We start from the raw sequence: 11,740 nt of genomic DNA, 5'->3' as shown, positions 1-11,740 counted from the left end.
TAACCAAAGGCTGGATAGTTAACTTATCTCCCTTTGTATTGGACTGCTTTTTCTAGAAATTTTTTACAGATTGCTAGAGAGATAACCAGATTACATTTTCTCAGGAAACGTGGAAAGGAAATAACTGATGAGTATGGTAATATTTCAGTTATTATGAGGTCCTAAAAAACCTAAATTTTCCTCTAGGTTTTCGATAACTTCTTTTGCATCATCTGTTCTTCCTTCTTCAACAAGGTTCTCTGCCCGTTCCATGTTCCTCAGTACAATCTCCTTTTCCTCTTGAGATAGATTCTTAGCCTTGATCTCTTCCTTCAGTTCCTCTATCTTAACCTCCAGTTTACTCTCATTGCCCAGATGCAACATCGAACTTATTTTCTTCCTTTGGAGGAACGCTAGTCCCAACAAGGATAGGATGCCGATCAGTAGTATACCTACAGCTAGATAATCTTGAATTTGATAGGAGCTATCTTCTTGGTTCTCTTTATTTTCCTGCTGTGTTTGTTGTTGGTCTTGATTATCCTGTTTTTGATCCTGGGATTGGCTCTGTTCGAAGGATATAGCGTAGTAGGAGAATCCTGGTACCTCGGATTTGAATATGCGAGCTACTGATGTTTCACTGATCTCTTCAACAGAGTATTTCTGCCATCCATCTTCATATCTCTCTAATCTCATATCAGATGGAGAAAGGTTATTCTGTTGGAAAAATGATTTCTCCACTTTGTAAGTGATTGATGCGTTTGAGATATCTTCGTCGGATGCTCCGGAAACGTTTATCTCCTGATACTCATAGATCTTACCATCTGGTTCTCTGCTGATACCTTGAACCTCGTCTGCCGCGATTTTTCTTACCTTCACGGTTATATTAGAGGACTTACCGGACGTCAATCCTATTTTCTGGACTTTGGTCTCTGCCTGTTCAGGTATCTTGACTTCTACTTCTCTGCCTGAACTTGTGGATATAGTCGCTTCAGCTCTACCGTTCTGTATGTTTGCGGTTTCAATCATCTTCTGGGTTTTAGAAGGCTGTGCTACAAATTCACCTCTAGAGCCTCCCCCCGGATCACTATTTCCTTCGTTATCATCATTGTTACCGTCATTATCGTCTTCGTTGTCATTATTAGGATTGTTTAGCTCCACTTGAATCGTATCTGTAGTACCTATCTCGGCACTGGTGAGTTCTATCTCTAAGGTGCCTTCCTGGAAGTCATCAGAAGGATCTAGTTTAAAGCTTGATGCACCAGTTGACTTACCAGCTCTTATAACTCCATCATCTTGGCTTGCTTCCTTTAGGTTAAGGGAGGAAGGTGTTGAATAACCGTTTGGCGTATTTATCACGGCTTTTGCTGATTCAGTCTGTGAAGAACCAGAGTTAGATATGGAGAACTCTATATCGTATGTTTGATCGGCGTTTACATCTATCGATTCTGTCGACTCTAAAGTTCCTTCTAGGAAAGGAGGATTTCTTGCCTTCAGGTTGAATGTCGATGTGTCTCTAGGATCTTGGCCTGTGCTTGCACTGCATTCGAGTTCTACGGTTACTTCTGTTTCAGTGGCGGGCGCTGCTGTTGAGATCTGAGGACTTGTGGCTGTTGATGTGCTGCCTCCTGTGGTGGTCACTGTAATGTCGCTGTCCGATCCCCAGTTGGATGCTAGGGATGAATCAACTACTCCTAGAGTACAGGAGTTAACACTGCTGGTCGAGTAGGCTACGTTTACAGTGGTGCTCTGGCCCACTGTCACGCTTTGGGAGCTGGGATTTACGTTCTCGATAGCGGCATTCTGCGCCGTACCTAGAGACAAACATGATAGGAGGGTTAAGGCAAATACGGTTTTCTTCATCATTAGTTGCCTCCGCTTTCTTGGATCTCTATGTTGGATTGATATGATGTACCATCTACCTCTCCGTTTATCCTGATGGTTGAACCGGTTTCCCATGAACTTGTATTGCCCTTGAAGTCAGATCTGCTGATTTTGAAAACCGCTAATCCGTTTTTGTCTAAGGTCTTATTGAACTCTGTTTGAGCATCATATGTCTCGCCGTTGTATGTTATTGAATTGACAATTAAATCTCCATTCAAAGCTGATGTCCTATCGAAGGTTTCTGTGAATCTAAGTGCGATTACAACGTTCTTGTCTTCGGGATGATCATTTCTGTTTCCATAGACGCTGAGTCTGTTTTTAGACTCGTTGAATGTAGCAAATTTGGATGGAATTCCTCCGAAACGTATATAAGGAGCCTGGAAGTCAGCTACGGAAAGATTCGCCTCTACATTTCGATCACCAAATTCATATTCATCTATATCGTCGAATGTCTCATCACCTATTACCAGGTTTGATACATTCATCTCTTCATCTCCGTCATCCTCTCCGTACATCAGCAACGATACACTATCCTCGCAGTCGTTCCAACCCCTATCGAGGCCATAACATCCAGACTTTCTATCTTCCGTGCCTTTCCCGTATCTGTACTCTCTGCTTTTATATTCTGAATCTTTTATCTCGATGCCTTCGGAATCCTCTATATTCGTTACCGTCTCAGACTTTGTGTCATTCGAATAACTCGTTAGAGTTCCCATGTCAAGTTTGACGAAGTTTTCTTCTTCCTTGTTGAACTTGCTAACCGTCACCTGAGGTGAACTGAATCTTTCTAGTTCCTTCTCCTTGCCGTCGACTTTGGTTGATGGAACCACCCTGAAGTTCACTGTTCCTCTTTTCTGAAGTGAGGGCAGGGAGGTCTCTGTAAATGCAATACCACTATCATCTGTTTGGGCAGTCGCTGACGACTCGAATACTTTTGAGTCACTTCTCCTTATTATTCTGGAGACGTTGACCTGCTTCCCATCTGCAGCTGTTCCGTTAGGGTAAGTTATGATCGTGGGGAAAGTGTAATTTTGACCTTCGGCCACCGTTGCTCCCAAATTGCTGTACTCTGCTGGTCGAGTGAATATCAGGTTGCTCTTGTAATCGCTGTAAGAGCCGTTCCTAATGATCCCTGAATAAAACTTTTTTCCACCAAGGCTTGTTTTTTCTTTCTCATCTAGGACGTGAGTGCTATTGTTTGAGGCTGTTAAATTGTTGCCTAGGCTCAACCTGAGCTCGAAGTTTCCTGAGTTTTTCACGAGAAGCGTGTTCAGGATATCTTGCATATCTCCATCTCCGTTAAGATCCTTCTCAAGGTCATAGTTATTTTCTTTCATGGAAACCTGATACCGGGAATCCCCTGGATCTTGCACCACTACAGGGCCTTCAAAGGAATTAAAGCCATTAGTAGGTGTGATTACTAGCTTGTACTTGTTCGTCCATGAGATATTCATTCTGAGACCTGAGTCAAACTCCGAGGTCTTTTCATGTTTGCTGAGGTTGCTGGCTATGTCGTCTGTCTGGTTGAAAATGGAGTTCTGTGTGATGTAAACGGATGCATTCTCCCACCCAGAACCTCTTTTTAGCCATAGTACGTTGTAGGGTTGGTCTGTGTCGACTTCCACTTGCTCTGCAACTCTACATGGATTGTTTGGAGAACTGCTTTCAAATGTAAGATTTGAATCGTCAAGTAGATCCGAGCATGTACTGTTCTTGTCAGTATCGAATATAGAATCGGACTCCGTTCTCAGTTTGCTCTGGTACCTCAGGCCTTTTCTTTGTGGGATAGATACGCCTAAGGTACTCACTCGTATTCTCAAATTTTCGTACTGTGTTTTTCCACCGGAGCTAATTTCTGCGTGTCCACTATATCTTCCTTCTTGAGCGTTTGAAGGGATGGTTAAGTTTATCTCTCCGTCTGTATCTTCGAATGACTCTTCTACATTCGGCTTCATCTCAATATTCTGTCCTGTTTCACGATTATATCCTCTCAAGCTGTCTATCTTGATTGTGTAATTTGCTTCTTGTGATGCATTGAATTGATATGTGACATTGGTTCCTGGATGGTACTTCCGTCTTGAGAACTTTGATTCCACTTCTTTTCGACTGAAGTTTGAGTCGAATGCTTTCAGCTTTATGCGTGAATCCGCGTTTACATAATCATCGGAGTTATCCAGTTCTACCCTTATATTCACTCCATAGGAACCAGGATCCAGTCCAGAGGTCGATAAATTTAATTTGCCGTTGTCCAACTGCGCATGTTTTTCGAGATCTATATTTTCTGAGGAGTAGGTTCTTCTGTTTCCATAGAATTTTATACTGGATCCGTCAAGGCTGATAGAAGAGCTAAGCGGAGCGCCGCTCGAGGTATTCGATACGTTCACATCGAACTGGAGATTATCTCCTAAAGTTGGTTTACAGTAGTACCGGCATTTTTCACCGTCCAAAATTTTTGTCGCTCGTGCATCATATTTGTCCACGCTAAAGTAGAGGTCTCCTGTATCCTTGTCACCTTCAGGATCTATGCCTTTTATCCCTATTTTGTAATTTCCCTCGTTCCAGCCTTCAGATGGAGATTGTATCGTTAACTGTGCGGATCCGTTCTCGTTTGTGGTGTTCGGATCGAAGTTTATGTCTTGTAAATAGCTTGTCCCTTTCTGAAAGTTTCGAAGTTCTGTAACGTTAAGTTCTACTCCTTGCTTGTCTCCTCCTGTAGGTTTTTTGACATCTGTATCTATCTTTAGATTTTGATTAGGGGTTACTTCCCATCTTTTGCCCGAGGAAGAAAGTTTTGTTTCTATACCGAATAGGTTGACCTTGAAAAATCCATGACCGGTTACCGCCTTTTTATCCCCCTCCGAAGTATTTATTTCTACAAGTATCTTGGCTTCGTAGGTTCCGGAAGCGTTGGGAGACTCAAAACTTACTAGGTTATTGCCCGACTTGTTGAAAGCCACATTAGACACAGGATTAGTTTCTCTGCCCTCAAGCCCTGTTATGGATGCATCAGTGATATTGGAGTTAGGAAATTGATCGTTGGTACCGATCTCTCGAATTTCTGGTCTCATGCCTATTCTCTCATTCTTTCCGAATTCGGACTTTCTTTCATTTGAGTTGGCGCTGCGAGGTTCTCCCTCCATCTTGTATTCTGAGACTCCAAAGGTTACCCGGCCTTTTTGCGTCTCGTTTGTACCTACTCTTTCAGCCGTTACAGAACCACTAAAGAATCCTGATACCTCACTACTAATATTATACTTCAAGATGCACTGATTGTCCATTTTTTTAGGTAAATCGATTACAGCGTTCGCGAAGAGCTGCGAATTATTTATATTTGTCTTATTAACAACTTCTACTGCATCTTGTCCGTCTATAGTTCCTCTTATGTCCCCTACATTGGATTTACATTCGTCAGTAGAGGTATTTGGATTATCAATATCGTAAAATTCTGCCCCTAGAATGTCTTTGACCTCTCCAAAGGTTCCGATTTTTACTGCTCCCACGAAAAGATATCCAGTGGAGTTAGGTGCCAGAGTCTCACTTGTTACAGGCCTTCCTTCCTCATTTCTCAGAGTTATAGTGTGTGTTCTAAACTTTTTCACGTCGAAACTCGTTGATGCCTTCTGTACGTTTCCGTTGGTATCCTTAACTTCGATCGTCACCGTAGATTTGCCTCCGGCGATATCTTCAGGCAGTTCGAACTCTGTTGATGTAGATGATGTTAGTTCTTCATTGTAGGTGTCTCCTGATGGATCTATCACCCGGATATTTATGGTATTAAAGTCGATTTGATTTCCATCCTCAGCGGCTATAGCTTTTATTCTTACTTTATCGCCTGGCTGGAATGTTCTTTTGGAATTTCCTGTCGAAGCGTCCATCACATCATAATTGATATCGAAGTTTCTGACTTCATAGTACTGAGATGACATATTACCTATGTTTACTTTATGTCGACCTATACCTGCGCTTTGGATAGTTCCTATTCCAGTAAGGCCGTATTCGTTTGTAGTTGAATCAGATGGTGTAAGATCTTTCTCGTTGTCGGTCCTAAGGTTCGTAGACTTCGCCTCTATATTCCTCCCTTGGATAGGTTCTACGTTTAAATTCAGGCCTAGGCCAGAGTCGTACTCACTGTGAACTATAAATGCGTAATCCAGATTTTCTCCATCCCTCAAAGGGACTTCTTCAGATGTTGGAGGAACTGCTAGGACGAGGTTATCCCCAGAGATCAAGAATCGCAAGTTAGCCTGTTGACCTCCTACTTCAAACTTTGTTAACGAGTCACCCGGCTCAAGAAATCTTTTTTCAGGTCTACCGGTTTCATTCTCTTCATTAAAGATGTCGTCATCATCCCAGAAAACCGAGTCATACTCTCCGGCTCTCTCTGTGTCTACCAAAGCTATATACTTATTTCCACCGACAAGTGAAGCAGTAAGAGGCTTTCCGGACTTAGATACCTGCGTCAAGTTCGAGTCATTATCCTCGGTTACATTTACTTGGATAAGCTTACATCCCGGCGACCTTAGGGAGAATTCGACTGTTCCTTTTCCGCCTCCGAAACTGATGATGTCTGAAACTCTTACATCCTGATCGCTGACTCTGACTGTGTCTCCCTCCTCCACTGATTCTGTTTCTCTGTCTACTTTGATTGTCGCTGAGCTTCCGCCGCCCGCGACATAATTTGTTTCGAATTCATGTTCGTTTCCGTTGACCGTTATTGTTGCTGAGTCTCCTGTGTTCACTACGAATTCGGCACTTGAATTCAAAGGACAAGAACCGGTTAAGTCCTTTGAGGTCAAAGCCAGCATATCAGCGTTTGAAGTCTCAGAAGTGACAGAAATTTCAGTTGAGTCCTGGTCTTTCAAGCCCTCGGACTGGTTAGTCACTTGAACATTTACGGAGTAATCTCCCTCAGAAAGACCTATGTCAGAAAATTTTACCGTCGTAGAAGCAACATTATCTTCAGCTAATGTTTTATTGGTGTATTGCTGCGAACTGTCATTGAATATAGTTATTTCTGCTTCAAAGCTGGAAAATTCTGTTTCCTCAACTGTTATAGCTGCAATATCGCTAACACCCACTTCACTAGGTGTTGATAGAAAGGTTTCCGCAGAAACATTAGCTGAAACACCTAAAATAGCAATAAAAAGCATTAACAGCAAAAAAATTCTACTCTTCACTTTCTCCCACTTGATCACATTTTGTTTAGGGTTCTTAATACATTTTAGTGTTTAGGAAATCTAATAGCAGCAAGGTGAGGTATCTCTCTTAGAGAAAATCTTGTAAAAAACCAATTTACTTCATTAACTTTTAGAACTACTGTAAAAAAACTGTGTAAAACAGGTAAACGCTGAAACAAGAGACCTGACCCGCAGAACCTTAAAACAGTTATATCAACAGATTGGCATCAAGAAACTGATAACAAAATAATAAGGGTTCATAGCCCCGAGAGGGATTTGAACCCTCGGTCTGTCCCTTACAAGGGGACCGCTCTAGCCAGACTGAGCCATCGAGGCGTGGTATTTTTGAAGAGTTGGTGAAGAGTTAAATAAGGTTGGAGTTTGTTTCTCCGTTAAATATTTTGGTTTGTATCTGTCTTGTATGACCATCAGAGGAATGCTGAATGATCCTATTGTGGAGGAGGTTTCTGTTGGATATGATGGAGGAACGGTTGATGGAGAGCTGCAGGATTATGATGATGATCTTGGTTATGTTACGGTTGATGGTGCTAAGGTCTGGAACCCTGAAGAGATTGATATTCTTGATAACTCCGTTCTCTTGAGAAACGTTTCTGTAGATGTAATATCCCCTTTTCCTTACTCCGGTCGTGAATACGCCTCGGACTTATGTGAAAATAACATTCCGAAGATGGATTCTGAGAAGAGAGCTCCAGCTGTAACCTTGGAGGAAGATGAGTATATGGTTCTGGATGGTAACTCGTATTTTGAGGCTTTCAAAGAATTAGGTAATGATGATAGTCTCTGGGTTAACGTCTATGATTATAGTTTGGAAGAGGCTCTTGATCATTTTATTGAAGATCATTTACCTTGGAGAGACGAAGAGGTGAACTCTGGAGAGTTTTATTCAGATTTGGAGATAAAGAAAACTCTGGAAAATATCGCTTCCAGCGACATATTAGATTTTTCGGATCTGAGAGATATGGATAACAAGTATAGAATAGAGTTTAATATGGAAAGACTAGACTTGGATTCCCTAGAGGACTAGTTTTTCAGGTAACATCAACATCGTCCAGGTCTGCATCAGTGCCTCTGTCTTTGATCTCTTTCTTTTTCGCATCCTTAATTCTGTTGACATTGATGCTTCTTGTACATTCAGGACATTCGATCCACCAAGGCCTTTGTCCTAATTCCTGGCTGTCGTCCCATTCGTTGTCACAGTACGGGCAATCCATCTCGTAATAATATTCTTCGTTATCATATGAAAACATTTTGACCCTTCCTGTTTTTTCTCCTTCATCGTTTTCTACTTCTCTGTTCGTGACGTATTCAGCCCGGTCATAGTCAATCTTTTTCATCTTATACTCATTAAGACCTGACTAAAGTTTAAATGTTTGCAAACTCGGAGAAATATTCCCAAACTAGGTAAGCATTTCTCGATAGATCATTTCCCTCTCGTCTTCATCAGGTATTTCTATCTCAACTTTTTCGAGCCCTTCAATGCTTGATACTGTTTTCTCTATCCCCAGTTCTTCTCTAGGCTTCTCTGCCTTCAGTTTCTTGATATCCGGGTTATATTTTCTGAGCTGTTTCAGATCCCATTTTCTATCCGTCTCCAGAACTATGAGATTCCATCCTTGGATGGTCGCAAGTAGAGCACGGACCGCATCCTTCCTACTCTCCAATCGAGTATATGCCTGTTGATCGATCGGTCTTCCTTTCAGTCCCTCAAACTTTTCCTCTGCGACCCAATAAGAATCAATACCTGGTATCCGGCTTAGTTTCTCTTCGTCCTCCACTTCTACTTCTATCTTTTCACCCTTTATTTCTGCTCTCTCCACTCTCTTCTTCAGGTTTTCTTCCAACTGCTGGATTTTTTCGGTTGGAATGATTTCTGCCTTCATATTGGCTGGTTGTTCACAAAGTCTTATATTTAGATTTTAAGAAATCTATTGTATGGGTCTATTCGATAACGATACTAGGTCGAAAAAGGGCGAAGTCCGTATCGGCGTTACCGATGAAAAAAATGAAAACAGCTCCAAACTTAAAGGCGAGGTTGAGTCAAAAATAGATTCCGCATCTCCGAATTCTCAAAAATCAAGGAGTAGGAGAACTGAAGTCTCGTTGAAGGACTTGGAGAGACAGAATGAGAGAATAATTAATCTACTTGAGAAGCTCGTAGATAATGATGGTTCAAGAAAAGACAATACTACTAGAGAAGCGGAGAGTAAAGACAGTTCAGGTATGAGAGGTGGAATGGATGAGTTACTATGACAATGTGAAGGATAACGTCAAGGACAAAAACAAGTCAAACTCTTCTGGTTCCTCGGGATCAGCGCCTTCTTTCGATACACTGAAGGAAGCGGCTGAAGAATCATCTGAGAACGAGGATGAAAAACAAGGAGATGATACACCTATAGAGGTTCTGGAAGAAGGCGGCCTGAGAGAGGAAAGTCCGAAGAGGAATAAGAAAAGTGAGAATGAAAGTCAAAACTCAGAGAGTTCTTCTAGTAAAAAGAGAAAAAACTATGGAGCAGAGTCTATGGATACTTCCGGTCTTGAGTCAAAGCTGGATAGGATTATAAAGCAGAATGAAAGGATGATTGAGATCCTGGAAAGTTTCGCTTCTTAAACCACTTTCACGTTAATCTTTCTTCTTCCTTTATCTGTACTCTGCATTTCCTGCCTTAGCTCCAGATCCACTGAAAGCTTCTTGTAAGTATCTCCTTCTCTGAACTCGAGTTCAACTCTGTTATCCTTGTTAGGTGTGATCTGGACTTCTTCTCGCCCTTTGAAGCTGAGACCGACTTCTCCTTCCCTCAGTTTGTCAGCGAAATTATCCAGAAAGTTTGCGAGTTCTTCGTTGGAAAATTCAAAATCAAGTTCTACCTCTTCACTTGCCATGAAAATCCATTAGAGAGAAAAGGTTTTATTTTTTAGTGGTGGTCACGGATTTTCATTCCTTGTTCATCAGCTTTCTAGAAAGGAAGTGATCCTTTTCCTCAAGTTCTCTGATCGATTCAATCGCGAATAGGTATCCTGACCCCATTAATACTACACCGAGAAACGCCGGTTTCAGATCCGCGATCTCTGAAAGTGGGTAGAGTCCGGAAAGTACTAGAAGTGTTCCTAGTACGAAGAGTGTGAAAGATACTGCGACCTCTTGGTTTGTCGACATCTTCGATAATCCAAAACGATCTTCTTCTGTCATGTTATATCAAGCTCCGATGAGTCGATTTCTCTACTTTCAGGGGTGAAAGCCGATGGTAGATGGACATGGTATACTCCCTCTGTCTTGCGTATTACCAGCGGAACCTCCTTCAATAGACGTGATACGTTTATGTTGTATACGCCTTCTTCCTCGACTACAATACTATCTAAGTCGAACTTGAACTTAATGTTTTCCCTTTCTTCAAGACCTTCTTCAACCATTTCCTCTATGTCCGATCTAACCTCTGTTTTCTCATCCTCTGATAGTTCCTGTTCCTCGGGCTCGTTTTCGTATATGAATAGTGAGGAACCGCATTCACATCCATCAATTAGTTCTTCAGAGTCATCTTCGTAGGTATTACCGCAGTTCATGCAACGGTGTGGCATGATTATCTGCCTCTAAGAGTTTTCCTCTTCCATTTTAGCGAGGAATGATACAGTATCTTTTTCTTCCTTGATTTTCTCCATCACTCGGGAGTTACCTACAATTGTTATTCCTCTTCTATAGTCTTCATTCAGGAATTTGTCGTATACAAAGCTCCGGGCTCTCTCCAGTTTCGAACTCTCTGAGTTAAGGCCCATGAACTCGACACCGGGAAAATCATCGTTTACCTCTTCCATTGATGTCTTGATCAGTTCCCTTTTTTCCCCGGGAGTCCATGATTCTTCTAGAACTAGGACAGCGTTATCTTTCACCTTTTCTAGTATTATTTCTAGCTTCTTCTCGAAATCTTCGCTGTTAAGCTTCTCTTTCGACAGAAACTCGATTGTGACACCGTCTTCTCCCATCTAACTTAACCTTTCTATTATTTCCTCATAAAGTTTGTCGATATTTGTGCCGTCTTTAGCGGAAATCTCCAGTACAGGGTGTTGAGGGAATGCATCTCTAACTCTTTCTGGTTCTGCGCCCTCTAGATCGACCTTGTTGGCGAGAACTAGAATTGGTATGTCCTTGGCTTCAAGGTTCCCGATAATTGTAACGTTTACCTGCGTGTAAGGGTCCTCTGTTGAGTCGAAGATCACCAGACATGCATCTACGTCGTCCAAATATTTAATGGCTTCTACAATTCCCTTTGTCGCTTCCTTGGCGCGTCCTTTAGCGTCCTCTTCCTCTAGGCCGTGTTCTGTGAAATCTTTGAAGTCGACATTTGTTGAGATGCCTGGCATATCTAGTAGATTGATTTCGAGAGATCTTCCATCATCGGCTTCTATAGCAACTTTTTCCTTTTTCTCAACTGCTCTAGTTTCGTGAGGCACTTCGGAAACATCGCTCATGTCATCCCCTGTTAGATCCTTAGAAATCTGGTTAGCAAGGGTTGACTTACCAGCGTTTGGCGGCCCGTAAATACCTATCCCGATATCATCTTTTCCCGAATCAGTGAATAAATTGCTGAAAAGTTCCTTCAAACGCTTTATCATGTTGACACCAGTTAATAATAAATCCGTTCCGTAGGTATAAAAACTATTTCCTTTACTCTGAGGCATAAGACTCTCCG

The 11,740-nt window shown here is 41.9% G+C and carries 12 protein-coding genes and 1 tRNA gene; 3 read left to right on the top strand and 10 right to left on the bottom strand.

Annotation, left to right across the window (positions count from 1 at the left end):
• Window positions 1-144 precede the first annotated feature (144 nt).
• The 3 genes from BRC29_04560 to BRC29_04550 form a co-directional block, all read right to left on the bottom strand.
• Window positions 145-1,935 carry a hypothetical protein gene (locus tag BRC29_04560; GenBank protein ID PSG99368.1) on the bottom strand — a complete coding sequence of 597 codons (1,791 nt, stop codon included), beginning with the start codon at window positions 1,933-1,935 and terminating at the stop codon, window positions 145-147.
• Window positions 1,842-7,010 (bottom strand): hypothetical protein, encoded by a 5,169-nt coding sequence (locus BRC29_04555; GenBank protein ID PSG99367.1) that lies wholly within the window; start codon window positions 7,008-7,010, stop codon window positions 1,842-1,844. Before BRC29_04555 ends, BRC29_04560 begins: the two co-directional genes overlap by 94 nt.
• 288 nt (window positions 7,011-7,298) lie before the next feature.
• Window positions 7,299-7,373 (bottom strand) — tRNA-Thr (locus BRC29_04550).
• Between the two features lie 85 nt (window positions 7,374-7,458).
• Here BRC29_04550 and BRC29_04545 point away from each other — a divergent pair.
• On the top strand, window positions 7,459-8,082 hold the full coding sequence (locus BRC29_04545) for a hypothetical protein (protein ID PSG99366.1): 624 nt from the start codon (window positions 7,459-7,461) through the stop codon (window positions 8,080-8,082).
• A 4-nt stretch (window positions 8,083-8,086) separates the two neighbouring features.
• Here the strand turns inward: BRC29_04545 and BRC29_04540 are convergent, their stop codons facing one another.
• Window positions 8,087-8,392 carry a hypothetical protein gene (locus tag BRC29_04540; GenBank protein PSG99365.1) on the bottom strand — a complete coding sequence of 102 codons (306 nt, stop codon included), beginning with the start codon at window positions 8,390-8,392 and terminating at the stop codon, window positions 8,087-8,089.
• Between the two features lie 63 nt (window positions 8,393-8,455).
• Window positions 8,456-8,938, bottom strand: a complete 483-nt coding sequence (locus tag BRC29_04535; protein ID PSG99364.1) for a hypothetical protein — start codon at window positions 8,936-8,938, stop codon at window positions 8,456-8,458.
• 52 nt (window positions 8,939-8,990) lie between these two features.
• On the opposite strand from BRC29_04535, the gene BRC29_04530 reads away from it, so the two are divergent.
• A complete protein-coding gene (locus BRC29_04530) occupies window positions 8,991-9,308 on the top strand; it encodes a hypothetical protein (GenBank protein ID PSG99363.1) in 318 nt (105 codons plus the stop codon).
• Window positions 9,295-9,666, top strand: coding sequence for a hypothetical protein (locus BRC29_04525; GenBank protein PSG99362.1), 372 nt, complete (start codon window positions 9,295-9,297; stop codon window positions 9,664-9,666). The genes BRC29_04530 and BRC29_04525 overlap by 14 nt, the downstream gene beginning before the upstream one ends.
• On the opposite strand, the gene BRC29_04520 is transcribed toward BRC29_04525, so the two are convergent.
• From BRC29_04520 to BRC29_04500, 5 genes are read right to left on the bottom strand one after another with little or no spacing between them, the layout of a single operon-like run.
• Complete coding sequence (locus BRC29_04520; protein ID PSG99361.1) at window positions 9,663-9,938, bottom strand: hypothetical protein; 276 nt, start codon at window positions 9,936-9,938, stop codon at window positions 9,663-9,665. The two genes, BRC29_04525 and BRC29_04520, sit on opposite strands and share 4 nt — an antisense overlap.
• Window positions 9,939-9,990: 52 nt before the next feature.
• Window positions 9,991-10,245: a hypothetical protein gene (locus BRC29_04515; GenBank protein ID PSG99360.1), complete on the bottom strand. Its 255-nt coding sequence runs from the start codon at window positions 10,243-10,245 to the stop codon at window positions 9,991-9,993.
• Window positions 10,242-10,631 carry a hypothetical protein gene (locus tag BRC29_04510; GenBank protein ID PSG99359.1) on the bottom strand — a complete coding sequence of 130 codons (390 nt, stop codon included), beginning with the start codon at window positions 10,629-10,631 and terminating at the stop codon, window positions 10,242-10,244. The genes BRC29_04515 and BRC29_04510 overlap by 4 nt, the downstream gene beginning before the upstream one ends.
• Window positions 10,632-10,643: 12 nt before the next feature.
• The gene (locus BRC29_04505) at window positions 10,644-11,033 is read right to left on the bottom strand and encodes a hypothetical protein (GenBank protein PSG99358.1); all 390 of its coding nucleotides are present in this window, start codon (window positions 11,031-11,033) and stop codon (window positions 10,644-10,646) included.
• Window positions 11,034-11,663 (bottom strand): GTP-binding protein, encoded by a 630-nt coding sequence (locus BRC29_04500; GenBank protein PSG99357.1) that lies wholly within the window; start codon window positions 11,661-11,663, stop codon window positions 11,034-11,036. It abuts the gene before it with no gap.
• Between the last annotated feature and the right edge of the window lie 77 nt (window positions 11,664-11,740).

It is taken from the genome of Nanohaloarchaea archaeon SW_7_43_1 (genome assembly GCA_003009795.1).
Classification (GTDB): domain Archaea; phylum Nanohalarchaeota; class Nanosalinia; order Nanosalinales; family Nanosalinaceae; genus SW-4-43-9.
Note: the sequence above shows the minus strand (reverse complement) of the source record. Positions and strands in the feature narration are given on the sequence as shown.